Here is a 24,292-nt window from a genome sequence, read left to right as displayed (position 1 = left end):
AAACCGCAGGCAATTCAAATGCCCTGCTTCACAGCAAGATGAAGGTCAGTAGTACCCCATGTCAGAAGTAAGAACGATTGCCACCCTCTGCTTTGAAAATGACGATATCAGCCAGCGCTGGATGGAAGCCTTCCAGCTTGCATCCGGTGATGCGTGGGATGCCGCCAGCCAAGCCTTGATCGCCATGGGTTTGCGCTGCGTTCAGCCGCATGCAGGTGAACGGATTCAGGTCGAGCGCCTGGAGCGCTTTGGCAGGCGACTGGAATTGCGGTTTATGGAGCTTGGCCTGGACAGCCAGACGCTGCTGAGCGAGCTGATTGAATTGGGCGCCACGCACCTGCGCGCCAGCATCGATGACAGCCGCACGGGCGATGTCACCAAAGTCATTCGAATCGGCAAGACCAAGGCCAAAGAGGCGGAGTTTGTGGCCGCCGTGGCCGAGTTCGATGACGACTTTGCGTTCCTCACGGCCCTGGAAAAAGGCAAATCGGCGGAGATCAAAAGGCTTCTGGCCAAAGGCATCAGCCCGAACCAGGAAGTACGCCCCGGTGTGTACCCCATCCATCTGGCGGCGCTGAATGACAAGAAGCCCATCGTCAAGCTGTTGATTGCTGCAGGCGCGGACGTGAACGTCCAGACGCCTGCCAAGCGATTCAAAGAGGAAGGGCTGAGAACGCCGCTGCATCTGGCCATCAACAACCAATCGCTTGACGTCATCGAGATGCTGGTCAAGGGCGGAGCAGACCTCACGCGCCGAAACGCTGCCGGGCAAACGCCGCTGCACTACGCCATCGTTTACCGGCACCAGGACGCCTGCAAACTGCTGATGGCGCATGGCGCGGACCCGTCCACATTGAATGCCGACGGCGTACCGGCATTGCTCGACCTGCGAACGCACAGCCAGGAAGAAATTCCGGCGTTCCTGGCCTTTGCCGATTCGATCGGGCTGGACCTCAACGTCAAACAGGAAGATGGGAGAAATCTCTACTGGAAGCTTGGATACATCAAGGGTGCGGTGGATTACCTGAAGGCGCGGGGCATGGTTTCTTCACCACCCGCCGACGCCTACACGGGTGAATTGCCGCGTGATCTGTACAAGGCCATTCGTGGGCATGACCTGGCGAAGATCAGGGCTATGACAAAGTTGGGCGTTGATCTGGATACGCTGTATGCGGCTCTTGATATCTCCACGCCCGAACCACCAATACTTCGCGCGGCAAGCGATGGGCATACCGACGTGGTTGAACTGCTGTTGAATGCTGGTTGCAATGTCAACGCGATTGGCGCTTACAACGAAACGTTATTACACAAGGCTGCATATAGCGGGAGCGTTGACCTCGTCAATTTGCTGCTCAGTCGCGGCGCTAATCCCAATGCGATTCAACTTTATGAATCTGTGATAAATCAAGAAAGTATTGATCCCCTGCTTAAGGCGCTGGAGGGAGGTCATATCGAAGCAGCAAAAATTCTGATGGCGCATTGGTTGCCCGATCAAACCCGTCTGGAGAAAGCCAAGATGCTGCTTGAATATCACATCAAGCACAAGAACAAGGGTGCGGATGCGGTGAATATGCTGAAGACGATTGAAGCGCGACTTGCTGGGCTTTTGTGATCGCTTTAAGGAACACAAATCATGTTGAAAATTGCGTTGGCAATACTGGTGCTATTGGCAAACCAGGCATACGCCCTCGAAGTGAGTGAAAGCTCTCTGAAGGGCAGTTGGAAAATTGTCTCGTACAACGGCAACCCCACCGATGACGAAGACGACCGATGGGAATTCAGCGGCAATCACATGACGCAGGTAACGTATTCCGCGAACGGGAAAATTCGTTCCATGAGTCCGTCCGTTTTCTACATTACCGACGGTCATCTGCTGGAAATTGATTTGGGTGTTGTGAATATCAGCCAACTCGATAAGCAGGTCATGAAAGCCACCGTGATTGGTATCGATTTCGTTTTTCATAAAGTTAGCGATGAGGTTTATGTCAAACCGCGCGCAAAAGAAAAAACAATCCCGGAAGAGACCGCCGCCATGGCATCCGGAATGGCGAAGGCTCTTTTTGAAAAAGGCGAAGAGAACGCCAAAGAACTGAGTTGCCACAAAGCGGTCAAAGACACTTGGCGTTTCCTGGACCAGTCCATGCTTCAGGGCGAAGTCAACTTCAACGACGGATACATCACCAAGCAAGAACTCGCTGACGCCAGCAAAAAATTCAACACCCTCCGGGACGCCATTGACGTGAAGTCATGTGAGAGCTCCCAAGGTAATGCAAAGAACTTTTATCTTTGCCTGAGCAATCCGAAAAACATCATTTTGTATTGCGCGAATAAATACACATTCAATGTGAGTCAGCCCAAATAATTAAAGTCAATCCGGCTTATCAATGTCAGAACCATTCTCTTTAAAAGTCAAAAAGACCAATGGCCCAAAGATCTGGAGAAGGCCCGGCACTATATACAAATGGGGGCTGACCTGGGGTCTTGGCGTTGCAAAGACTATTTGCCCTGGATTCTCGGGCATCTGCAGTGATGCACTCGAAGTGACGGGGCCTGAGTGGCTCCATCAGCCACCCGGTCGAAACCAGCCATGAAAGACTAAAGGATGCAAGACTTCAGCGCAGAGATCCTGTTTAAAGCAGAAACGGATGCGGAATCCTTTGACCAGAGAATCGTTGCGCAACTCGGCGCGACGGAGTCGTATTTCGACAAGGCGCTTCAAAGCCTGGGCGCGGCGCTGCCCGGTGCGTGCAATGAGTTCTCCGTGGAACGCTTTCGGCGCTATCGGAATGTGGTGAGTGTGCAGTTTTATGCCGGGGATCGCTCGGAATACAGGCCCGTTATTTCGGCCCTTTTCCAGCTCGGCGCGCACATGGTCAAACTGCATGTCGGGGCCGACGACTACAACGAGGTCGAACTCTATTCGGCTGGCAAACAGACCAAAAAGAAAGCAGCCTTCCTCAAAGAATTTCAGTCCATTGCGCTGCCAGACCCGACTTCGGATTTCCAGCGGGCGCTCGCCAACAGGAACTTCAAGCGTGCCGAAGCCCTGATCCCCCAGATTGACGTGACCAGAGTAACGCTTGACGACGAGATTCTCGAAGGCTTGATGCTGCGGGAGGCATCGCCTATTGCACTGCATTTGATCGAACAGGGCGTCATTCGTGAAAATCGCCGTATCGGGCAGTATGCCGCGCCGCTCACGATCCGTGCGGCATATTGGTGCAACCTGCCGGTGTTGAAAGCGCTCTGTGCTCTGGGATTCGACCCCTATGAAACCAACACCGACGGCGAAACTGTATTGCATATTGTCCTGTCGTCAGAACAATTCGAGGCCATTGAAACCTGCCGATGGGTCGTTGAGCGATGCAAGAGCAATCTGAATCCCGTCACCCAGTGTGGTAGCCCGATTTGGCATTCGTTCGACAGAGGTGAAAATTCCTTAGGCGCACGGATTTTCAGGGAGCGGGGTGCGCTTTTGATCGCGCCTGAAGGGTTCTATGAAAGCCTGTCGCGTGATGAAGTCGTTGTCGAGTCCGCGAAGCACAACGACGTTGATACCCTGAAGACACAGTACCAAGATCAGGATCGGGAAGCTGTTCTCTGCACTGCCGTGGAGCACGCTGCACTGGATGTGATTTTGTGGATGAACGACCAGCAAGCAATAGACTGGTTTTCCGAGGTCAAAAGCGTCAATGGGCGCAGCAATGACCCTCCCCTCGCGCCCCTGTATGAGCAAGCGTTTCTGTGGGTGGACGCAGGGAACACCGATCTTGTGTTCCTTGACCACCTGATCAACGGGATTGCGTCCAGCGTGGAAGCGTTGGACCTGGTCGCAGTCTATATTTCGGGCCACAGCGAAACAGCCCCAGCCTTGAAAAGGCTTCGTCAATTGGGCGCCACCTTGGGGCAAGCGACGCTCTGCAACGGTGATTCGATTTTCCCGTTGTGGCGAGCGATGACGGAAGGTCGCGTTGACAATGCCAGGACGCTGCTGGAACTGGGCGCGCCTATACCGGACGAGGAAAACGGCGAGCCATTGGCGAAGACATTCGTGGAGCTAGCCGTGGAGTATCGCGATGACGTTGATCCGGCGGCCTGGGAAGCTCTTTTCAAGCAATACGGCTTGCTTTGAGCGTCAGCAGTGATGCACCCGAAGTGATACCCGTTTTATTACCTCAAGAGAAAACCATGTCATCGATTTTGTCAAAAACCGTAGCCGCCGCAAACAAGTTAATTACGGCGCCGAGCCAGGAGGAATTGAGAGAGCTTTGGCCGAGCACCAGCGAAGTTAATTCGGTGGCTGAAATCTATGGCAAGTGGATTGATCAGAAAAGTGTCGAAGGGTTCATGGAGGTCGTGATCAAACTCAATGGGGATGGAACTGGCACTTATTTCCATTCAAGGAGGGCTGACATGGGCGACTGGGCTTTCAATTATTCCGTTGAAGGCTCGGTATTGACGATGGCGCTAGAGGCCGTAGACAGTGAGGGCATTAGATACAAGCATCTGGACGCCCGGCTTTTTGAGAAGAAGCTCTTGTTGAACGACAACGGTGACGTTTCTGTTTATGTATTGGACAGCGCATCCGAATAAAGGGACTCACGCATACCCTTGAAATCGTGCCGTCATCAAGTACGCGGCAGGCCACAAATCTTTGTATTGGGAAAGAAAAAGGCCCGCGCTCCCTATGGAGCACAGGCCTTTACCCACAAAAAACCGGGTTTCCGTAGTTAGAACGGAATATCGTCATCCATGTCGTCAAAACCGCTGGCCTGCTTGGAGGCCGCCGGGGCCTGGCGTGGCGCGGCTGCCGCCGGCGCGCGCGCTGGGGCCGACTGGCGCGGGGCTTCGTAGCCGCCGCCACCGCCGTCGTCCCCACCGGGGCCGCCCATGCCCTGGCGGCTGCCCAGCATCTGCATCTGGTCGGCGCGGATTTCGGTGGTGTATTTTTCGATGCCGTCCTTGTCGGTCCACTTGCGCGTGCGCAGCGAACCTTCCACATAGACCTGCGAGCCCTTGCGCAGGTACTGGCCGACGATTTCGGCCAGGCGGCCGTTGAACACCACGCGGTGCCATTCGGTGGCTTCCTTCATTTCGCCGGTCTGCTTGTCTTTCCACCGGTCGGTGGTGGCGATGGTGACGTTGGCGACCTGGTCGCCGCTCGGGAAGCTGCGCATTTCGGGGTCGCGGCCCAAATTGCCGACGACGATGACTTTATTGACGGATGCCATGAGGGGTTCTCCTGAGCTGATCTACAGAGCGGGGCCCTGCTATTTATGAATAACTCACAGTTTAACTGGCCGGCCCGGCAAGGCTTCCTCGCCAGTGGCCGTAACGGCCGCATGGCGCCCGGGCGCCCGCATGGGCCAGGCCACCAGCAGCCAGGCCAGCATCAGGCCGCCGCACAGCATAAAAAGCCCCGCCGCGCCATGGGTTTTGGTGACCCAGCCGCCGATAGCGCCGCCGGCAAAAAAGCCCAGCGACTGCAAGGTGTTGTACACCCCCAGCGCCGCCCCGCGCGCATGGGCGGGCGCCACGCGGGAGGCCAGGCTGGGCTGGGTGGCTTCCAGCACATTAAAACCGCAGAAAAACAGGAACAGCAAGGCCGCCAGCAGGCCCAGGCCGTGCGGCCCCGGGCTTGAGGACACCGCCCACAGCAGGCCCAGCTGCACCACAAAAACCAGGCCCACAGCGCCCAGGAAGGCGGCGCGCAGGTAGCCGCGCCGCTCCAGCGGGAACAGCGTCATGCCCATCACCAGGAAGGACGCCAGCACCGCCGGCAGGTAGACCTGCCAGTGGCGGGCCTTGTCGAGGCCGGCTGCCACCAGCAGCGCCGGTATCGCCACCCACATGGCCAGCTGCACCGCATGCAGCACAAAAACGCCGAAGTCCAGCCGCAGCAGGGCTGGGTCCCTGAGGACTTCGAGCACGCTGCCGCGCGGGCGGTTCGCATGCTCCAACGGCTCGGGCGGCACCCACCACAGGACCACCGCGATGCCGCCCAAGGCCAGCGCGCCGGTCAGGGAAAACAGGCCGTGCAGGCCGATGGAGGCCGCCAGCAGGGGCGCCACGAGCAGCGAGAGCGCGAACATCAGTGCGATGCTGCTGCCCACCAGCGCCATGGCCTTGGTGCGCACCTCGTCGCGCGTGGAGTCGGCCAGCAGCGCGGTGACGGCCGCCGAAATCGCGCCCGCACCCTGCAGCGCCCGGCCGGCGACCAGCCAGTCCAGGTCGGGCGCCCAGGCCGCGATAAAGCTGCCCAGGGCAAATATCACCAGGCCGGAAATAATCACAGGTTTGCGGCCCCACCAGTCCGAGGCGATGCCGAAGGGAATCTGCAGCAGGCCCTGGGTCAGCCCGTAAATGCCCATGGCCAGGCCAACGCGCGCCGGGTCGTCGCCGCCCGGGTATCTGGCCGCTTCCAGCGCGAACACCGGCAGCACCAGGAACAGGCCCAGCATGCGCAGCGCAAAAATCGACGCCAGCGAGGCGCTGGCGCGGCGCTCGGTGGCGGTCATGGGGTAAGACGGGGGAGCGGAGGACTCGGACAAGGGATAAACAGGCAAAAAAGGCTCAAAACCGGACAAAAGACGGCCCAAATCGGGAACAAACCCGGAATTTGGCCGCCGTGGCGCGGCAAGCCAGGCCGTCCCCAAACGGCTATTGTGCTTGAAACGGTGCTTCGGTCTATGATGGAGAGTTTTGCGGCTGCCACATCTTGAACTCTCCCGACGACAGCAAATACCTCGCCTCCCAGGCCGCAGAAGGCCGTCACGTGGCTGAGCCCCCGGCCCGCTACCTGGCCCAGGCCCTGGCGGCGCAGCGCATCAGCATCCGCGGCGCGCGCACGCACAACCTCAAGAACATCGACCTGGACATCCCGCGCAACCAGCTGGTGGTCATCACCGGGCTGAGCGGATCCGGCAAGTCCAGCCTGGCCTTCGACACGCTGTACGCCGAAGGCCAGCGCCGTTACGTTGAAAGCCTGTCCACCTACGCGCGCCAGTTTTTGCAGTTGATGGACAAGCCCGACGTGGACATGATCGAGGGCCTGTCGCCCGCGATCTCCATCGAGCAGAAGGCCACCTCGCACAACCCGCGCTCCACCGTGGGCACGGTGACCGAGATCCACGACTACCTGCGCCTTTTGTTCGCGCGCGCCGGCACGCCGTTCTGCCCCATCCACGACCTGCCGCTGCAGGCGCAAAGCGTCAGCGAGATGGTCGACACGGTGCTGGCCCTGCCGGAAGACACCAAGCTGATGATCCTGGCGCCGGTGGCGCGCGACCGCAAGGGCGAGTTCGTGGACCTGTTCGCCGAAATGCAGTCCCAGGGTTATGTGCGCTTTCGCGTCGACGGCACGGCCTACGAGTTCGACGAGTTGCCCAAACTCAAGAAAACCGAGAAGCACAACATCGACGTGGTGATAGACCGCGTCAAGGTGCGGGCCGACCTGCAGCAGCGCCTGGCCGAAAGCTTCGAGGCCGCGCTGCGCCTGGCCGACGGCAAGGCCCTCGCGCTGGAGATGGACACCGGCAAGGAGCACCTGTTCAGCGCCAAGTTCTCCTGCCCGGTCTGCGACTACTCACTCAGCGAGATGGAGCCGCGGCTCTTTTCCTTCAATTCGCCGGTGGGCGCCTGCCCCACCTGCGACGGCCTGGGCCACATGGAGTTTTTCGACCCGGCGCGCGTGGTGGCCTTCCCTTCGCTCAGCCTGGCCAGCGGCGCCGTCAAGGGCTGGGACAGGCGCAACGGCTATTACTTCGCCATGCTGGAGAGCCTGGCCAAGCACTACAAGTTCAACATCGACACGGCCTTTGAGGAGCTGCCCGAGAACGTGCAGCAGGTCGTGCTGCACGGCTCGGGCGACGAGGAAATCAAGTTCAGCTACGTGATGGACTCGGGCAACTTCGCCGGCAAGAAGATCAGCAAGAAGCACCCCTTCGAAGGCGTGATCACCAACTTCGAGCGCCGCTACCGCGAAACCGACTCCGCCGCCGTGCGCGAGGAACTGGCCCGCTACCGCAGCGTGCAGCCTTGCCCCGAATGCGAAGGCACGCGGCTGCGCACCGAGGCGCGCCACGTCTACCTGGTCAGCGCGCCCGAAGGCGGCGCCCAGCCCGGGCGCAAGGCCATCTACGAGATCAGCCATGCGACGCTGCGCGAGAGTTTTGAGTACTTCAACGTCCTTAAGATGGAAGGCGCCAAGGCCGAGATCGCGGCCAAGGTGGTGCGCGAGATCGGCCTACGCCTGAAATTCCTCAACGACGTGGGCCTCAACTACCTGAGCCTGGACCGCAGCGCCGAAACGCTGTCGGGCGGCGAATCGCAGCGCATACGCCTGGCCTCGCAGATAGGCTCGGGCCTGACCGGCGTGATGTATGTGCTGGACGAGCCCAGCATAGGCCTGCACCAGCGCGACAACGACAGGCTGATCGGCACGCTCAAGCATTTGCGCGACATCGGCAACAGCGTGCTGGTGGTCGAGCACGACGAGGACATGATTCGCGCGGCCGACCACGTCATCGACATGGGGCCGGGCGCCGGCATCCACGGCGGTCGCGTGATGGCCCAGGGCACGTTTGACGAAGTCAAGAACAACCCCGACTCGCTGACCGGCAAATACCTGGCGCAGACGCTGCAGATCGCCGTGCCCAAACGCCGCACGCCCTGGCTGCCGACGGTGAAGGCGGTGGAAGCCGCCGAGAAGAAAAAAGCCTCGCGCTTTCCGCAAAGCCCGGCCGCCGAACGCCGCGCCGCGCGCGAAGCCGTGCACCAGGCCACGCTGGGCGACATGCAGGCGCTGCGCGTCATCAAGGCGACCGGCCACAACCTGAAGGGCGTGAGCGTCGAGTTCCCGGTGGGCCTCTTGACCTGCGTGACCGGCGTCTCCGGCTCGGGCAAGTCCACGCTGGTCAACGACACGCTTTACGCCGCCGTGGCCCGCACGCTGTACCGCGCGCATGAAGAGCCCGCCGCGCACGAGTCCATCGAAGGCATAGAACATTTCGACAAGGTCATCAACGTCGACCAGTCGCCGATAGGCCGCACGCCGCGCAGCAACCCGGCCACCTATACCGGCCTCTTCACGCCGATACGCGAGCTGATGGCCGAGATGAACACCGCCCGCGAACGCGGCTACGGCGCGGGGCGCTTTTCCTTCAACGTCGCCGGTGGCCGCTGCGAAGCCTGCCAGGGCGACGGCGTGGTCAAGGTCGAGATGCACTTTTTGCCCGACGTGTACGTGCCCTGCGACGTCTGCAAAGGCATGCGCTACAACCGCGAGACGCTGGAAGTCCAGTACAAGGGCAAAAACATCGCGCAGATCCTGGACCTCACGGTCGAGGTCGCGGCCGAGTTCTTCAAGGCCGTGCCCACCATCGCGCGCAAGCTGCAGACCTTGCTGGACGTGGGCCTGTCCTACATCAAGCTGGGCCAGGCCGCGACCACACTCTCGGGCGGCGAGGCGCAGCGCGTCAAGCTCGCGCTGGAACTGAGCAAGCGCGACACCGGGCGCACGCTGTACATCCTCGACGAGCCGACGACGGGCCTGCATTTTGCCGACATCGACCTGTTGCTCAAGGTGCTGCACCAGCTGCGCGACGCGGGCAACACGATTGTCGTGATCGAGCACAACCTGGACGTCATCAAGACGGCCGACTGGCTGGTCGACATGGGCCCCGAGGGGGGAGCCGGCGGCGGCACCGTGGTGGGCGTGGGCACGCCGGAAGACATCGCGGCGAACCCGGCCAGCCATACCGGCCGTTATCTCGCGCGCCTGCTCTAGGCTTTTTTGTTTGCCATGCCTGGGCGCCTGTAGCGCTCAGGCCGCGCCTTTTCTTTTTTTCAACGGATTCCGGTTTTGAACAGCTCCACCTTTTTCACCCAGCGCAAAATCGTTTTCCTGCTGGCCTCGCTGTGCTGCCTGCTCTGGGGCAGCGCCTACCCGGCGATCAAGAACGGCTATGTGCTGTTCCATATCACCGCCGACGACATTCCCTCCAAGCTGGTGTTCGCGGGCTGGCGTTTTCTTTTTGCCGGCCTGGTGCTGCTGGTGTTCGCCTTCATCGGCCGCAAGCCGGTGCTCCAGCTGGACCGCCGGACCTTCGGCCAGGTCGCCATCGTCGGCCTCACGCAGACCAGCCTGCAGTATGTGTTCTTCTACATCGGCCTGGCCTACGCCACCGGCGTGAAGAGCTCCATCATGAATGCGACCGGCACTTTTTTCAGCGTGCTGCTGGCGCACTACATCTACAAAAACGACAGGCTCAGCTTCAACAAGGTGCTGGGCTGCCTGGTGGGTTTTGCGGGCGTGATGGTGGTGAACTTCAGCGAAAGCCTGCTCAGCTTCGACTTCACGCTGCTCGGTGAAGGTTTTGTCGTGATCGCCGCCTTTGTGCTCTCGGCCGCCAGCATCTACGGCAAAAAAGTCTCGCAGCGCGTGGACTCGGTGGTGCTGACCGGCTGGCAACTGGCCATAGGCGGCCTGGCCCTGTTGCTGATCGGCTTTGCCACCGGTGGTTCGCTGACGGGCTTCACCCTCAAGTCCACCTTGCTGATGGTGTACCTGGTAGTGCTGTCATCGGCCGCGTTTTCCCTGTGGACGATTTTGCTGAAGTACAACCGCGTGAGCATGATCACCGTTTTTAATTTCATGGTGCCGATTTTTGGGACCATGCTGTCGGCGGTGTTCCTCGACGAGCGTTTCCTCGAGTGGAAAAACGGCCTGGCCCTGGTGCTGGTTTGTTATGGGATTTGGTTGGTGACGAAAGAAGAGAAGGGTGGTTGAGCCGGGTCTTGCTCCGGCGGGCGCGCTCTTCCTCTTCATCCTCCTCTTTCCTCTTCTTGGTTCAGCTGGCCGGGTCTCGCCCCGGCGGGCGAGGCACTTTTCTTTGCTTCGCCAAAGAAAAGTACCCAAAAGAAAGGCGACCCGCAGTCTGGGTCCCTACGCTTCGCTACGGGCAACCTGCGGTGCTCGAGCCAAGCGGGGTCCGGCTAAACTCGCCTTCGGCTCAGACAACGCCGGCCCTGATCCGCTTGTCTCTGCGCTCCTCGGCCCAGCCAGGACGGGGCAATCGGGATCGGGAACCGAATACCGAAATACCAAGAAGACAAATACAAACAAGGACTCGCCATAGCGAGTCCTTGTGGTTTTCTGTCTTGGTATTTTTTCTCCCCACCCTTTGTGTATGCGCCGAGGAGCGCAGGTTCAGGCGGATAAGGGATCGCGTTGTTTGAGCGAAGTGAAACGTAGCGAGTTTAGCGAGACCCCGGCTGAACCGAGCACCGCAGGTTGCCCGTAGCGAAGCGAAGGGACGCAGACACCAGGGTCGCCTTTTCTTTTGCTTACTTTTCTTTTGGCGAAGCAAAAGAAAAGTGAGTTGCCGCCGGGCAACCCCCGGCCAGCAGCTCTCAGCAGAGGGAGCAGGCGCGCAAGCCGGAGCAAGACCCGGCAAGCCCCCCGCTGCATGGCCAATCAGCGTTAATTGGCCGCCGTAAACCGGCGCCGTATGTGCCGCGGCGTCTCCACCTCATCCACAATCGCCACGGCCAGGTCGGCCACCGAGATTCCGGCTGGCTTATCCCCCTGGCCGGACAGCAGTTCGTCAGCGCCGAGACGGTACTTGCCCGTACGCTCACCGGGCGCCAAGCCAATGGGAGGCGAGACAAAACTCCAGTCCAGCGAGGTTTCGAGCTTGAGCTGGTTGAGCGCTTCGCGCGCGGCCAGCGCGCCCTGTTTGTATTCGGCGGGGAACTGCGGCGTGTCCACCAGTTGCAGGCCGGGCGCCACATACAGGCTGCCCGCGCCGCCCACCACCAGCAGGCGCTTCACGCCGGCCTGCTTGACGCCGGTCACGATGGCCTGGCTGGCCTGCAGGTGCAGGTCGTAAATCTTCGGTTCGCCCCAGCCGGGGTTGTAGGCGCTGATGACAGCGTCATGGCCGGCCACGGCCCTGGCGACCTGGCCGGCGTCCAGCGCGTCCGCGGCGACGACCTTGAGGCCGGTTTGCGGCGCGACTTTGCCGGGGTTGCGGGCCAGCACCGTGACCTTGTGGCCGCGGCCCAGCAGTTCGGAAAGAATCGGTGCGCCTACAAAACCGGTGGCGCCTATGAGTGCGATGTTCATGATGGAAATTGCCCTGTGGTTGAAAGAAGCTGTTAGTTTGGTTGCTTCACAAGCAGCTGAATAGACGGCAAAATTCAACAACACTGTGAAGTACAACTAATCAATGAGTGACAAATCCCTGGACCAGCTCAAGCGCATGGCCGTCTTTGCCGAGGTGGTGGCGGCGGGCTCACTCACTGCGGCGGCGCGCCGCCTGGGCATGACGCCCTCGGCCGTGAGCCAGCATTTGCGCCAGCTCGAGCAGGCGCTGGGCCTGGCGCTGCTGCATCGCTCGACGCGGCGCATCACCTTGACCGAGGCCGGCGAGCGCTACCACGCCGGTTGCGCGGCCATGGTGGGCGCCGCGCGCGAGGCCGAGCAGGCCCTGGTGCGCCTGCGCGACGAACCCGAGGGCGAACTGCGCCTGACAGCGCCTGTCGGCTTTGGCAGCCTGCTGGCAGCAGCGCTGGCGCCGCTGCGCGGGCATCCCAAACTCACACTGTGCCTGCTGCTGGACGACACGCTGATCGACCTGGTTGAAGAGCGCATAGACATCGCTTTGCGCGTCGGCTCGTTGGCGGACTCATCCCTGGTGGCACGCAAGCTCGGCGTCATGAAGCGCCAGCTTTGCGCTTCCCCGGCCTACCTGGCTGAACGCGGCTGGCCCGCGCATCCAAGAGACCTGCTGCAGCACGACTGGCTGGCGAGCAAGCCGCAAACCGCCGGCGTCGACATGCTGGAACTCACGGGGCCGGAGGGGGAGCGGCAAACCCTGCGGCTGGAGCCGCGCGTGCAGGCATCGCAGGTATCGGCGCTGCATGCGCTATACCTCGCGGGCTGGGGCATAGGCATGGCGGTGAGCGAGGACGATCGCACGGCGCTGGCCGAGGGCCGTTTGCTGCCGATACTTCCGGGCTGGCGCATGACGGATGTGCCGGTGTATGCCGTCACGCCGCGCCGCGGCGAGCAACCGGCCAAGGTGCGCTACACGCTGGAGCTGCTGGCAGCCTGGTTTGGCGAGGCGCAGGCCGCCAACCTCAAGCCTGCTGCGAGCGCGGCCTGAGCACCAGCCCGCCCAGCATCACACAGGCCAGCGCGGCCACCACGAAAGCCACACCGGCCCATTGCCAGGCCGTGACGACCTCGCCCAGCACCAGCATGCCGGTGGCCAGACCGACGACGGGCACACCCAGGCTGAAAGGCGCAACGCGGTTCGCGGGGTGGCGCTTGAGCAGGTTGGTCCACAGGCCGTAGCCCAGGATGGTGGCGGCCCAGCCCAGGTAAGCCACGGCGGCCCAGCTCGACGCGCGTGCCTCCAGCCAATGCCAGCGTAGGGGCTCGGGGTCAAAAGCCCAGGACAGCGCGGCAAAGGGCAGCACCGCGACCAGGCTGCTCCACACCACAAAAGCCAGCGGCGAATAGTCCTTGTAAGTCTGCTGCACGCGGCGCGCCACGATGTTGGACATGGCCCACATGGCCGCCGCGCAAAGCGTGAGCACAAAACCCAGCGGCGTGGTGGCGCTGCTGCCGTCCGTGCCCACGTAGTTGAGCGCGAAGCAGGCCAGGCCCAGGGCCGCGAGCGCCAGGCCGGCCTGCAGCGGGCGGCTGGCGCGCTCATGCAACAGCACAAAACCAAACAGCGCCGTCCAGAACACCTGGGTCTGCTGCAGCACCGAGGCCAGCGCCGCCGTCATGCCGACCTTGAGTGCGAGAAACAAGATGCCGAATTGCCCCACACCCTGGAAGAGGCCATAGAACACAATCCACTTCCACGCGATCTTGGGCGGGCGTATCAGCAGCACCAAGGGCAGCGCGGCAAACACATACCGCGCCGTGCCGAGCTGAAACGGCGTGAAGTCGCGCAGCGCGAATTTCATGACCACAAAATTGACGCCCCACAGCACGACCACGGTCAGGGCGGCCGCCAGGTCGCGGCTCGTCAGGGAGTTACTTTGCATCAGTGGAACGAGACAGGCGCGGCTCAGGACAGCTGCATGCTGCGCGCGGCGTCCAGGTGCGCCTTGACGCGCTGGGCCAGCGCGACGTCGCCGGGGGTCTCGGGCCGCCATTCCTGGGCGGGCAGGGCCTTGCCGTCCAGGTCCACCGCGACAAATACCACCAGGCATTCGGTGATCACCGCCATCTGGCCGACTTTCATGTCGCCGGCGCGCACTTCCACCGAGATGTTCAGGCTGGTCTTGCCGGTGTAGGCCAGCCGGGCTTCGACTTCGACCAGGTCGCCGATCATGATGGGGCGCTGAAAACGTATGCTGCCCACCGAGACGGTCACGCAGTAGCGCTTGGCCCAGCTGGTGGCGCAGGCATAACCGGCCTCGTCAATCCATTTCATGACGGTGCCGCCATGGACTTTGCCGCCGAAGTTGACGGTGCTGGGTTCGGCCAGGAAACGAAGCGTGATGGAGGACATGGGAAGCTGCCGGTGGGTTGCGGGATGTTCAGGCGTGCTGCCAGGCGATGCCGGCCACACGCATCATATTGTCGCCCATCACGCCCTCGATTTCGGCCGCGCCCAGGCCCACCTGGCGCAGCGCCTCCGGCAACAGCCGCCAGGTTTCGACCGGCGTGTAAGTCATGCGCTGCACGCTGCGGTCATAACCGGCAGCCTTGGGCCACCAGTAGTCCGGGTCGTAGTCGCCGGGCGGGTTGTCGTTGAGCTCGTCCTGGCGGAAGCTGATGTCCAGGCCTATGCCCACATGCTGCGCGCCCACCAGGCCGGCCACATAGGCCACATGCCGCGCCATGTCGCCTGCGTCGGGCGTGGGGGTGCCGAGAAAGGCCGACACGCCCGAGATACAAACCACGCCGCCGGTGGCCGCGCAGGCGCGTATCTGCTCGTCAGTGATATTGCGGCCGTGCTCCACCAGCGCCAGCGGGTTGGCGTGGCTGAAGATCACCGGCTTTGACGAAGCCGCCATGATGTCCAGGCTGCAGCGCCGGCCGGTGTGCGAACAGTCCATGAGCAGGCCGGCCTTGTTGACGGCCCGCACCATGCGCAGGCCCAGCGGTGTGAGGCCGCGCGCCTCGTCATGGCAGCCGTCGGCCACGCTGTTGTTGCGGTTGTAGGCAAAGTGGATTTGCCGCACGCCGAGCTCGCGGTACAGCGCCACCATCTCGGTGTGCTCCTGCAAGGGCATCGCGCCTTCGAGGTCAAAGCCGATGGCGAGTACGCCCGCCGCGGCGGCTTCGCGGATCTCCTCCACGCTGGAGACCAGTCGGTAGCGATCCGGGTTCGCCGCGATCCTGGTGCGGAAGGCGGCGATCACCGCCATGATTTGCGACACCGGGTTCATGTCCATGCCAACGTTGATGGACACATAGTTGACGCCGGCGGCGCGCAAGGCGTCCATGGGCGAAAAGTCGGCCGCCGGGTGCAGCGGCAGGCAGGCATGGGCTTCCCAGTTGATCATGTCGGAGGCCTCCGTGGGTGAAAAGAAATTAAAACACGCGCACGCCCGATGCGCCAGTCAAGAATAGCCACCACTATGCCGTGGTGGCCACCCCGGCCGCGGCGCGGCGCTTGAAACCGGTGGAAGCTTCCATCAGGCTCAGTGTGTAGGCATTGGTGACCTTGTGCGCCGCCAGGTCGGCCGAAGGCAGCATCTCCACCGTCTGGCCGCGCTGCATCACCATGAGCCGCTCACACAGATGGGTGACGACGGCCAGGTCATGGCTCACCATGATGAAAGTCAGGCCGCGCCGGCGCCGCAGCTCCTCGAGCAGGTTGAGCACCTCGGCCTGCACCGAGGCGTCCAGCGCCGAAGTGGGCTCGTCCAACAGCAGGATTTGCGGCTCCAGGATCAAGGCCCGCGCGATCGCGATGCGCTGGCGTTGCCCACCCGAAAGCTGGTGCGGATAGCGAAAACGAAAGCCCGTGCCCAAACCGACTTCCTCGAGCGCGCGCTCTATGCGCGCCTCCGCATCGAGGATGCCGTGGATGGCCAGCGGCTCGGCCAGGATGCGGTCCACCGTGTGGCGCGGGTGCAGCGAACCATAAGGGTCCTGGAACACCATCTGCACCTGGCGCCTGAAGGCCTTGCTGCCGGGCGCGCTGTCCTGTCCCAGCAACCGCACCGTGCCGGCCGTGCGCGGCGCCAGCCCGCAGATGGCGCGCAGCACCGTGGACTTGCCCGAACCCGATTCACCGACGATGCCGAAGCTCTCGCCGGGGTTCACGGTAAAGGTGGTGCCGACCACCGCGACAAAACCGTCGTATTCGACGCGCAGGCCGCTGGCCTCCAAGCCCAGCGCTTTGGCTCTGCTCGCCGCGCTCACAGCGCCCACTCCGGTTTCCGGTCCAGCGTGGCCAGCGGATGGGTGGACGCGCCCAGCCTGGGCAGGCAGGCCATCAGGCCGCGCGTGTAGGGATGTTTGGCCTGGGCCAGGCCGCCGGCGGCGAGCTCCTCCACCACACGGCCGGCATACATCACAAGGATGCGGTCGCAGAAGGTGGACACCAGCCGCAGGTCGTGCGAGACCAATATCAGGCCCATGCCGCGCTCGGCCACCAGGGTGTCGAGTATGGACAGCACCTGCAGCTGCACCGTGACGTCCAGCGCCGAGGTGGGCTCGTCGGCGATCAGCAGGTCGGGGTCGGCGATCAGCATCATGGCGATCATCGCGCGCTGGCCCATGCCGCCCGAGACCTCATGCGGGTAGAGCCTGAAGACGCGCGCCGGGTCGTCAATGCGCACCGACTCCAGCGCGGCGAGCGCGCGTTTTTTGGCTTCCGCGGGCGACACGCGGGTGTGGGCCTGCAACGTCTCCACGATCTGCGCGCCAATCGTCATGACCGGGTTCAGCGAAAACTTCGGGTCCTGCAACACCATGGCGATGCGGCCGCCGCGCAGCGCGCGGCGTTGCGCCGGCGCGCAGTTAAGCAGGTCCGTGCCGGAAAACTCCAGGCGCCTGGCGCTGATGCGGCCCTCCGGTGCGGTCAGCCCCATGATGGCGCGGCCGGTCTGCGACTTGCCCGACCCTGATTCCCCGACGATGCCCAGGCGCTCGCGGCCCAGGCTGAAAGACACGCCGCGCACCGCCTCGGTCATGCCGCCGCCGCGGCGCGGAAAGCTGACGCACAGATCGTCAACCACCAGCAGAGGAACGTTGGCGTCCGTCATTTGGCCGCCTTGGGATCCAGCGCGTCGCGCAAGCCGTCGCCCAGCAGGTTGAAAGCCAGGCTCACGATAAAAATCGCGGCGCCGGGCGCAGCCGCCACCCACCACTGGTCCAGCACATACAGGCGGCCGTTGGCGATCATCGCGCCCCACTCCGGCATGGGCGGCTGCGCGCCCAGGCCCAGAAAGCCCAGGCCGGCGGCCGTCAGGATGATGCCGGCCATGTCCAGCGTGACGCGCACGATCACCGAGGACAGGCACAGCGGCATGATGTGGCCCAGCACGATGCGCCAGGGCGAGGCGCCCAGCAGCTGCACGGCGGCGATGTAGTCGGTCTGGCGAATCGTCAGCGTCTCGGCGCGCGCCATGCGCGCATAAGGCGGCCAGGAGGTGATGGCAATCGCGATCACCGCGTTCTGTATGCCGGGGCCCAGCGCCGCAACAAAGGCCAGTGCCAGGATGAGGCGCGGAAACGCGAGAAATATGTCGGTGATGCGCATCAGCACCGCATCGACCCAGCCGCCGGCATAACCGGCCACGGTGCCGACGATCAGGCCCAGCGGCGCGGCCAGCACCGCCACCAGGATCACCACCATCAGCGTGATGCGCGAGCCGATGATGATGCGCGAAAAGATGTCGCGCCCCTGGTCGTCGGTGCCGAACCAGTGCGTCCACGAGGGCGGCAGCAGGCGTGTGGTCCGCAGGTCGCCGGTATAGGCCGAGTAAGGCGCCAGCAGCTCGGCAAAGATCGCCACCCCGACCAGGCCCAGCACGATAAAGAGGCCCAGCATGGCCAGCCGGTTGCGCGAAAAATCACGGCAGCCGTGGTAGACCCGGCCCATAAAGGCCTGGCGGCGCGAGGCGGGCCTGTCGGTGTCCAGCCAGCTGCGCAAGGATGCGACTTTGGAAGTCATCGAATGCGGGTCCTTGGATCGAGCTGCTTGTAGAGCACGTCGGAGAGCAGGTTCAGCCCCACAAAAATCGAGCCCACGATGATGGTGCCGCCCAGCACCGCATTCATGTCGGCGTTCTGCAGCGAGTTGGTGATGTACAGGCCCAGGCCCGGCCAGGCGAACACGGTCTCGGTCAGCACCGAGCCTTCGAGCAGGCCGGCATAGGACAGCGCGATCACCGTCACCAGCGGCACCATGGCATTGCGCAGCGCGTGGCGCCAGATGATGCGCGACTCCGACAAACCCTTGGCGCGCGCGGCGATCACGTATTCCTGCGCGAGTTCGTTGAGCATGAAGGAACGCGTCATGCGGCTGATGTAGGCCAGCGCGAAATAACCGAGCAGCGAGGCCGGCAGTATCAGGTGCGAAAACACATTGCGAAAAGCCTCCCACTCGCCGGCCATGGCGGTGTCCAGCAGCAACAGGCCGGTGACGGGCGCGAGCGTGTATTCATAGCTGACGTCGATGCGGCCCGGCCCCGAGACCCAGCCCAGGCGCGCATAAAACACCACCAGTGCCATCAGCCCCAGCCAGAAGATGGGCACCGAATAACCGACCAGGCCTATCACGCGCACCACTTGGTCCACCAGCTTGCCGCGCCGCACCGCCGCCCACACGCCCAGCGGCACGCCCAGGCCCGCGCCTATCAAGATGCCCAGGCTGGCCAGCTCCAGCGTTGCCGGAAAAGCGCGCTTGATGTCCGTCATCACCGGGTTGGCGGTCAGCACCGAGGTGCCGAAGTCGCCCTTGAGCACCTTGCCCAGGTAGATGTAGAACTGCTGGTAGAGCGGCCTGTCCAGCCCCAGCTCTTCACGCACGCGCGCGATCACATGGGCCGGCGCCCGGTCGCCCACGATGGCCAGCACCGGGTCTATCGGGATCACCCGGCCTATGAAAAAGGTCACCGCGAGCAGGCCCAGGTAGGTGAGCAGTATCACCACCAGGAAGTTGCCAAAGCTCCTGGCGTGGGGTGCAAGGCGTTGGCCGGCCGTGCGCGTGCTCACCGCGCTGAGCGGCGCCACGCCGGCGGCCGTGGGATCGGGGATGGCCAAAGTCGGTGGAGCCGTCAGTGCTTGGACACGTTGAACACGTAGTTGCTGTCGAAGGTCGGGCCCAGCTTCAGGCCGTCGACGTTGCTGCGGTAGGCCGCCACCTCGGTCTGCTGGTACAGCATGATGAAGGGGCTGGTCTTGCGGAACTCGGCCTGCAGCTCCTCGTACATCTTCTTGCGCTTGCCGGCGTCGCGCTCCAGCACGGCGGCGTCCGACTGCTTGGTCAGCTCGGGAATCGCCCAGGCATTGCGCCATGCCAGGGGCTTGGCCTTGGCGTCATCGGCGTTGTCGGGGTTGCGCGTGAAGGTGTCGGCGTTCGAATGCGGGTCCCAGTAGTCGGCGCCCCACTGGCCTATGTACATGTCGTGGGTGCGCGCGCGGTACTTGGTCAGCGTCTGCTTGCCGTCGCCGGGAATGATCTCGACGTCTATGCCGGCCTGCTTGGCCGTCTGCTGGAAGGCCTCGGTGATGCCCTGCACCGGCTGTATGGTGCGCATGTCTATGGTGACCTTGAAGCCGTTGGGCAGGCCGGCCTTGGCCAGCAGCTGTTTCGCCTTGGCCACGTCGAGTTTGTACGGCTTTTCGGTGCTGGCGCCCAGCAGGCCCTGCGGCAGGAAGTTCTGGTTGACAACGCCGATGTTTTTGATCAGCGTGTCGCCGATGGCGCCGTAGTCGACCAGGTATTTCATGGCCTCGCGCACTTCGGGCTTGGCCAGGTTGGGGTTCTTCTGGTTCAGGCTGATGTAGTAGACCGTGCCCTTGGGTGTGGAGGTGAGCTTCACGTCCTTGTTGGCCGAGAGCGCCGCGATGTCCTGCGGGCTCAGGTTGCGCGCGATGTCGATATCGCCTTTTTCCAGCAGCAGGCGCTGCGTGGCCGATTCCTTCACGTGGCGGTAGATCACGCGCGCGAGTTTGGATTTGGTGCCGTAGTAGTTGTCGTTGCGCTCCAGCGCCACGATTTCATTGGCGCGCCACTCGCGCAGCTTGAGCGGGCCGGAGCCGGCGTAGTTGGTCTTGAGCCAGGCATAACCCCAGTCGCCGTTGACCTCCTTGGACTGCACCAGCTTCATGTCGACAATGCCGGCCACATTGGCCGTCAGGCAGTTGAAGACGAAGGTCGGCGCGTAGGCTTTGTCGGTCTCCATGGTCAGCACGGTCGGGCTGGTGGCCTTGATCTTGTCCTTGACGTTGGCCTTGGAAAAGCCGAACTGCGTGAGGATGAAGGCCGGCGATTTGTCCAGCATCACGGCGCGCTGCAGCGAGTAGGCCACCTCTTCGGCCGTCAGCGGGTTGCCCGAGGCGAATTTGAGGCCGGGCTTGATCTCGAAGGTATAGGTCTTGCCGTCGGCCGAAACATTCCAGGACTTGGCCACGTCGCCCACCAGCTTGGATGGGTCGTTCACGTCGAGGCGCAGCAGGCGGTCGTAGGTGTTGCCCATGACTTCGCCGGCGGACAGCTCGAAGGCTTCGGCCGGGTCCATGGTGATGATGTCGTCAAAGCCGAATGCCAGCACCAGCGTGTCCTTGGGCGTGGCGGCCAGCGCGGCACCGGCGCCGCAGGCCAGCATGGCGGCCGCGGCCGTGGCGCAGAGCACGCGGCGGCTGATGAGGGGGAGCATGTGGTTCAAGATGGTTTCCTTCTGTTGGACGGTTCAAAAAGAATGCGCTGCGCCGCTTGTGGCGGCTGCGCCCTGGCCCTGGGAGGCTTTAGAGGAGAGCACGAACCGTGCCCATATGCCCCGCTGGTTGCCGCTCGTAACTTGTACATACAAGCTCGGCAGCTGATGCATTCTGCGCCGCTGCCCGCTCGCGTCAAGACCCGGGTTTTCCGCGATTGCCGAACGAACCAAAAAGGGGCGTCGGGTCTGTCTCCAGGGATTTCATGGCGCTTTTGCCGCCGGCGGCAAAGCTGCGCCCAAACACCGGTTTACGGAGGAAAACACCTAGCAAAACCGCGCTCATCCGGCTTGACGGTTAATTTGGTGTAACGATACAGTAAATCGTTCTACAAAGAACGCCGAAATTCCCCAGCGCACCGTAAAACACATCAGGAGACAAAAAATGGGTTCACTTTCACGCCGCCGCTTTGTCCAGGCCACTTCTGCCGCCTCCGTTGCCATGGCGACGGGGTTTTCCGGCCTGGCCAAGGCCCAGTCCACCGTCGCGCTACGCCTGTCGTCCGCGCACCTGCCCGACCTCAATTCCTCGCACTTCGCCTGGCAGCAGCTCATGGAGGCCAACCTCAAGAAGGCCGTGGGCGACAAGATACGCATCGACTACTTTCCCAACAACCAGCTCGGCAAGGAAAGCGACGTGGTGCAGCAGGTCAAGGTCGGCTCCATCGACATGATGCTGACCGGCTCGTCCATCTGGGCCACGGTGACGCCGCAGCTGGGCATGCTGGACCTGGGCTACCTCTTCGACAGCTACGAGCATGTGGCCAAGGCGCTGGACAGCGGCGTGGGCGCCAAGCTCAACGAGATGCTGCAAAAAAGCACCGGCTGCCAGGTCATCACCTGGAGCGCGCACTACGGCGCCCGCAATGTCTACACCAAGCAGCCGGTCAAGTCGCTGGCCGACATCAAGAACGTCAAGCTGCGCGTGCTGCCGACGCCGGCCTTTATCGAGACCTTCAAGATCATGGGCGCCATCCCCACGCCGATTTCCTTCGGCGAGCTCTACATGGCCGCGCAGACCGGCGTGGTCGACGGCTTTGAACACGATTCGGGTACGGTGCTGGCCAGCAAGCTCAACGAGGTGGTCAAGCATTGCTGGATGACGGAGCACCTGTTCAGCCCCATGGTCTGCATCATGGGCAAGCGCGGCATAGAGCGGATCCCGGCCGAGCTGCGCCCGGCCTTCATGAAGGCCGCCGCCGATTCGACGGTGCAGCTGCGCAAGACCGGCACCGAAAAAGGCCTGCAGGGCATAGAAGACCTGAAGAAACTCGGCATCACTTTCACGCCCATGGCCAAAAACGAGCGCGACCAGGTGCGCAAGGAAATGGAAACCAAACTCTGGGCCGGCTTTGCCAAGCAATACCCTGAAACCGCGCCGCTGTTCACGGCCATCAGCGCGGCACGGGGCTGAGCATGGAAGCCAGCCTGTCGGCGGCCCTGCCCGGTACCGCGGCCGCCAGCCCCCCAGCCCCGTCCCACAACCCGGCGCAGGCCTCGGCGCCCGGCTTCAGCGTCGGCCATTCGCCGGGCCGCTGGCTGGCCTGGCTGATGCGCATGACCGAGTACGTCGCGGGCGCGGTGCTGGCCGTCGACGTGCTGGTGGTGTTTGCCTCGGTGGTGTTTCGTTACTTCCTGCACGAGCCCTTTGACTGGGCCGAGGAAGTGGCGCGCGCGCTGATGATCGTGCTGGTGTTTTTCGGCGCGGCAACCGTCCTGGCGCGCAGCCAGCATGTGGGCGTGGACATCTTCCGCGGCCTGTTGCCCGCGCGCTGGCAGCCGGCGCTGGTCCAGTTCGCGAGCTGGATCATCGTGGGGGTTTCGGCCAGCCTCTTCGTCTCGTCGGTCGGCCTGCTGGTGGACTCCTGGTCCAGTACCACGCCCATAGGCCTGCCCCAATGGATCTACACCTTCCCCGTCGTGATCGGCAGCCTGTTCATGACCCTGTTCGGCATCGCCAACGCGGTCAACGGGCCTTCGCGCGTGGTCTGGTCCACGCTGGGAATCGGCATCGCCATGGTGGCGGCGGTGGTGGGCTGGAACATGCTGCTGCCCGGCCTGGCCGTCAAACCCTGGATGCTGCTGACCGCCGGCTTCCTGGGCGGGCTGCTGCTGGGCGTGCCGATTGCCTTTGTGCTGGGCCTGTCCTCCCTGGTGTTCTTCATGGCCGACCCGTCCCTGCCCATGCTGGTGTATTCGCAGCAGGTGATGGCGGGCACCGACCACTATGTGCTGCTGGCGATTCCCTTTTTTGTGCTGGCCGGGCTGCTGATGGAGTCCAACGGCATGTCGTCCCGCCTCATTGAACTGCTGCTGCGCATGTTCGGCCGGGTGCGCGGCGGGCTGGGGCTGATCACCATCACGGCGACCGCCTTCTTCTCGGGCGTGTCGGGCTCCAAGCTGGCCGACATCGCGGCAGTGGGCGGCATCATCATGCCGGCCGTGCGCAAGACCAAACAGGACCCGAACGAGACCGCGGGCCTCTTGGCTTGCACCGCCGTGATGGCTGAGACCATCCCGCCCTGCATCAACATGATCATCATGGGCTTTGTCGCCAACATCTCGATTGCCGGCCTCTTCATGGCCGGGCTGGTGCCGGCGGCCGTGCTGGCGCTGTCGCTGGCGGCGGTGACGGTTTACGTGGGCACGCGCATCAACCCCGACGAGGCCTTTGACGTGCGCACGCCGATGCTGCGCCTGCTGGGCGGCGCCATGGTGGCGCTCATCATGGTGGCCATGATCGGCAAGGGCGTGACCTCGGGCGTGGCGACCTCCACCGAGGTCTCGGCCTTTGCCGTGGTCTATGCGCTGGTGGTGGGCTGGATGGCGTTTCGCGAGCTCACGGTGAGGTCGGTGGCGCAGCTCTTTGTGCGCTCGGCCTCCATGGCCGGCGGCATCCTCTTTATCGTGGCGGCAGCGTCCAGCGTGTCGTTTGCGCTGACCATACAGCAGATCCCGCAATACCTGTCGACTTTCATGATCGGTTTTGCGCATGCCTACGGCAGCACCATGTTCGTGATTCTTTCGGTGCTCATCATGATCGTCTTCGGCGCCGTGCTGGAGGGCGCGCCCGCGCTGATCATTTTCGGCCCCCTGCTGACGCCGATTGCCTCCCAGCTGGGCGTCAATCCATTACATTTTGGGACCGTCATGGTGATTGCCATGGGATTGGGCTTGTTCGCGCCGCCGGTCGGGTTGGGCTTGTTCGCCACCTGCGCCATCACCGGCACGCACGTCAAGGACGTGGCCCGGCCCATGATGAAATACCTGGCGGTGCTGTTCGTCACGCTTATCCTGCTGGTGCTGGTGCCGCAATTTTCGCTGTGGCTCCCGACCCGCATGGGGCTGTGACCGCCTTCAAACCTTGATG

The 24,292-nt window shown here is 63.0% G+C and carries 20 protein-coding genes; 9 read left to right on the top strand and 11 right to left on the bottom strand.

Translation table 11 applies throughout. From position 1 onward, the window contains the following. Positions 1 to 58: 58 nt before the first annotated feature. The 4 genes from ACEN9P_RS12685 to ACEN9P_RS12670 all read left to right on the top strand — a co-directional run bounded on the left by ACEN9P_RS12685 (position 59) and on the right by ACEN9P_RS12670 (position 4,593). The gene (locus ACEN9P_RS12685; protein ID WP_495619441.1) at positions 59 to 1,612 is read left to right on the top strand and encodes an ankyrin repeat domain-containing protein; all 1,554 of its coding nucleotides are present in this window, start codon (positions 59 to 61) and stop codon (positions 1,610 to 1,612) included. 21 nt (positions 1,613 to 1,633) lie between these two features. Beyond that, positions 1,634 to 2,362: a hypothetical protein gene (locus ACEN9P_RS12680; protein WP_495619440.1), complete on the top strand. Its 729-nt coding sequence runs from the start codon at positions 1,634 to 1,636 to the stop codon at positions 2,360 to 2,362. Between the two features lie 240 nt (positions 2,363 to 2,602). After that, positions 2,603 to 4,132 (top strand): ankyrin repeat domain-containing protein, encoded by a 1,530-nt coding sequence (locus ACEN9P_RS12675; protein WP_495619439.1) that lies wholly within the window; start codon positions 2,603 to 2,605, stop codon positions 4,130 to 4,132. A gap of 56 nt (positions 4,133 to 4,188) precedes the next feature. Next, positions 4,189 to 4,593 carry a hypothetical protein gene (locus ACEN9P_RS12670; protein ID WP_495619438.1) on the top strand — a complete coding sequence of 135 codons (405 nt, stop codon included), beginning with the start codon at positions 4,189 to 4,191 and terminating at the stop codon, positions 4,591 to 4,593. A gap of 137 nt (positions 4,594 to 4,730) precedes the next feature. Here the strand turns inward: ACEN9P_RS12670 and ssb are convergent, their stop codons facing one another. Together ssb and ACEN9P_RS12660 are read right to left on the bottom strand one after the other, a co-directional pair. Continuing rightward, positions 4,731 to 5,231, bottom strand: coding sequence for a single-stranded DNA-binding protein (gene ssb / locus ACEN9P_RS12665; RefSeq protein WP_074580455.1), 501 nt, complete (start codon positions 5,229 to 5,231; stop codon positions 4,731 to 4,733). 54 nt (positions 5,232 to 5,285) lie between these two features. Beyond that, positions 5,286 to 6,518 (bottom strand): MFS transporter, encoded by a 1,233-nt coding sequence (locus ACEN9P_RS12660; RefSeq protein ID WP_495622174.1) that lies wholly within the window; start codon positions 6,516 to 6,518, stop codon positions 5,286 to 5,288. A 200-nt stretch (positions 6,519 to 6,718) separates the two neighbouring features. Between ACEN9P_RS12660 and uvrA the strand changes: the two genes are divergently transcribed. After that, positions 6,719 to 9,787 carry an excinuclease ABC subunit UvrA gene (gene uvrA, locus ACEN9P_RS12655; RefSeq protein ID WP_495619437.1) on the top strand — a complete coding sequence of 1,023 codons (3,069 nt, stop codon included), beginning with the start codon at positions 6,719 to 6,721 and terminating at the stop codon, positions 9,785 to 9,787. 75 nt (positions 9,788 to 9,862) lie between these two features. Beyond that, complete coding sequence (locus tag ACEN9P_RS12650; RefSeq protein WP_477662919.1) at positions 9,863 to 10,789, top strand: DMT family transporter; 927 nt, start codon at positions 9,863 to 9,865, stop codon at positions 10,787 to 10,789. A gap of 693 nt (positions 10,790 to 11,482) precedes the next feature. On the opposite strand, the gene ACEN9P_RS12645 is transcribed toward ACEN9P_RS12650, so the two are convergent. Continuing rightward, positions 11,483 to 12,127 carry an NAD(P)-dependent oxidoreductase gene (locus ACEN9P_RS12645; RefSeq protein WP_495619436.1) on the bottom strand — a complete coding sequence of 215 codons (645 nt, stop codon included), beginning with the start codon at positions 12,125 to 12,127 and terminating at the stop codon, positions 11,483 to 11,485. Between the two features lie 103 nt (positions 12,128 to 12,230). Here ACEN9P_RS12645 and ACEN9P_RS12640 point away from each other — a divergent pair, with 103 nt between their 5' ends. Continuing rightward, on the top strand, positions 12,231 to 13,169 hold the full coding sequence (locus tag ACEN9P_RS12640) for a LysR family transcriptional regulator (RefSeq protein WP_477662921.1): 939 nt from the start codon (positions 12,231 to 12,233) through the stop codon (positions 13,167 to 13,169). On the opposite strand, the gene ACEN9P_RS12635 is transcribed toward ACEN9P_RS12640, so the two are convergent. The 8 genes from ACEN9P_RS12635 to ACEN9P_RS12600 all read right to left on the bottom strand — a co-directional run bounded on the left by ACEN9P_RS12635 (position 13,144) and on the right by ACEN9P_RS12600 (position 20,865). Further along, on the bottom strand, positions 13,144 to 14,064 hold the full coding sequence (locus ACEN9P_RS12635) for an EamA family transporter (protein ID WP_477662922.1): 921 nt from the start codon (positions 14,062 to 14,064) through the stop codon (positions 13,144 to 13,146). The two genes, ACEN9P_RS12640 and ACEN9P_RS12635, sit on opposite strands and share 26 nt — an antisense overlap. Before the next feature lie 23 nt (positions 14,065 to 14,087). Further along, a complete protein-coding gene (locus ACEN9P_RS12630) occupies positions 14,088 to 14,534 on the bottom strand; it encodes an acyl-CoA thioesterase (protein WP_477662923.1) in 447 nt (148 codons plus the stop codon). Between the two features lie 28 nt (positions 14,535 to 14,562). Beyond that, on the bottom strand, positions 14,563 to 15,534 hold the full coding sequence (locus tag ACEN9P_RS12625; protein WP_477662924.1) for a dipeptidase: 972 nt from the start codon (positions 15,532 to 15,534) through the stop codon (positions 14,563 to 14,565). 73 nt (positions 15,535 to 15,607) lie between these two features. Further along, positions 15,608 to 16,366, bottom strand: coding sequence for an ABC transporter ATP-binding protein (locus ACEN9P_RS12620; RefSeq protein ID WP_477662941.1), 759 nt, complete (start codon positions 16,364 to 16,366; stop codon positions 15,608 to 15,610). 29 nt (positions 16,367 to 16,395) lie between these two features. Next, positions 16,396 to 17,244, bottom strand: a complete 849-nt coding sequence (locus tag ACEN9P_RS12615) for an ABC transporter ATP-binding protein (protein WP_477662925.1) — start codon at positions 17,242 to 17,244, stop codon at positions 16,396 to 16,398. After that, on the bottom strand, positions 17,241 to 18,155 hold the full coding sequence (gene nikC / locus ACEN9P_RS12610) for a nickel transporter permease (RefSeq protein WP_495619435.1): 915 nt from the start codon (positions 18,153 to 18,155) through the stop codon (positions 17,241 to 17,243). Before nikC ends, ACEN9P_RS12615 begins: the two co-directional genes overlap by 4 nt. Beyond that, complete coding sequence (locus ACEN9P_RS12605) at positions 18,152 to 19,246, bottom strand: ABC transporter permease (RefSeq protein ID WP_495619434.1); 1,095 nt, start codon at positions 19,244 to 19,246, stop codon at positions 18,152 to 18,154. Before ACEN9P_RS12605 ends, nikC begins: the two co-directional genes overlap by 4 nt. A 14-nt stretch (positions 19,247 to 19,260) precedes the next feature. After that, on the bottom strand, positions 19,261 to 20,865 hold the full coding sequence (locus tag ACEN9P_RS12600) for an ABC transporter substrate-binding protein (RefSeq protein ID WP_495622173.1): 1,605 nt from the start codon (positions 20,863 to 20,865) through the stop codon (positions 19,261 to 19,263). A gap of 442 nt (positions 20,866 to 21,307) precedes the next feature. On the opposite strand from ACEN9P_RS12600, the gene ACEN9P_RS12595 reads away from it, so the two are divergent. Together ACEN9P_RS12595 and ACEN9P_RS12590 are read left to right on the top strand one after the other, a co-directional pair. Further along, positions 21,308 to 22,336: a TRAP transporter substrate-binding protein gene (locus tag ACEN9P_RS12595; RefSeq protein WP_495619433.1), complete on the top strand. Its 1,029-nt coding sequence runs from the start codon at positions 21,308 to 21,310 to the stop codon at positions 22,334 to 22,336. Between the two features lie 2 nt (positions 22,337 to 22,338). Continuing rightward, entirely contained in the window at positions 22,339 to 24,273 is a 1,935-nt protein-coding gene (locus ACEN9P_RS12590; RefSeq protein ID WP_495619432.1) for a TRAP transporter large permease, read from the top strand. Positions 24,274 to 24,292 lie beyond the last annotated feature (19 nt).

Source organism: Polaromonas sp. Polasp52, assembly GCF_059491565.1.
Note: the sequence above shows the minus strand (reverse complement) of the source record. Positions and strands in the feature narration are given on the sequence as shown.

Coding starts and splice junctions, on each gene's coding strand:
- ACEN9P_RS12685 (WP_495619441.1), top strand. CDS start 59: ATGTCAGAAGTAAGAACGATTGCCACCCTCTGCTTTGAAAATGACGAT.
- ACEN9P_RS12680 (WP_495619440.1), top strand. CDS start 1,634: ATGTTGAAAATTGCGTTGGCAATACTGGTGCTATTGGCAAACCAGGCA.
- ACEN9P_RS12675 (WP_495619439.1), top strand. CDS start 2,603: ATGCAAGACTTCAGCGCAGAGATCCTGTTTAAAGCAGAAACGGATGCG.
- ACEN9P_RS12670 (WP_495619438.1), top strand. CDS start 4,189: ATGTCATCGATTTTGTCAAAAACCGTAGCCGCCGCAAACAAGTTAATT.
- ssb (WP_074580455.1), bottom strand. CDS start 5,231: ATGGCATCCGTCAATAAAGTCATCGTCGTCGGCAATTTGGGCCGCGAC.
- ACEN9P_RS12660 (WP_495622174.1), bottom strand. CDS start 6,518: ATGACCGCCACCGAGCGCCGCGCCAGCGCCTCGCTGGCGTCGATTTTT.
- ACEN9P_RS12645 (WP_495619436.1), bottom strand. CDS start 12,127: ATGAACATCGCACTCATAGGCGCCACCGGTTTTGTAGGCGCACCGATT.
- ACEN9P_RS12640 (WP_477662921.1), top strand. CDS start 12,231: ATGAGTGACAAATCCCTGGACCAGCTCAAGCGCATGGCCGTCTTTGCC.
- ACEN9P_RS12635 (WP_477662922.1), bottom strand. CDS start 14,064: ATGCAAAGTAACTCCCTGACGAGCCGCGACCTGGCGGCCGCCCTGACC.
- ACEN9P_RS12630 (WP_477662923.1), bottom strand. CDS start 14,534: ATGTCCTCCATCACGCTTCGTTTCCTGGCCGAACCCAGCACCGTCAAC.
- ACEN9P_RS12625 (WP_477662924.1), bottom strand. CDS start 15,534: ATGATCAACTGGGAAGCCCATGCCTGCCTGCCGCTGCACCCGGCGGCC.
- ACEN9P_RS12615 (WP_477662925.1), bottom strand. CDS start 17,244: ATGACGGACGCCAACGTTCCTCTGCTGGTGGTTGACGATCTGTGCGTC.
- nikC (WP_495619435.1), bottom strand. CDS start 18,155: ATGACTTCCAAAGTCGCATCCTTGCGCAGCTGGCTGGACACCGACAGG.
- ACEN9P_RS12600 (WP_495622173.1), bottom strand. CDS start 20,865: ATGCTCCCCCTCATCAGCCGCCGCGTGCTCTGCGCCACGGCCGCGGCC.
- ACEN9P_RS12595 (WP_495619433.1), top strand. CDS start 21,308: ATGGGTTCACTTTCACGCCGCCGCTTTGTCCAGGCCACTTCTGCCGCC.
- ACEN9P_RS12590 (WP_495619432.1), top strand. CDS start 22,339: ATGGAAGCCAGCCTGTCGGCGGCCCTGCCCGGTACCGCGGCCGCCAGC.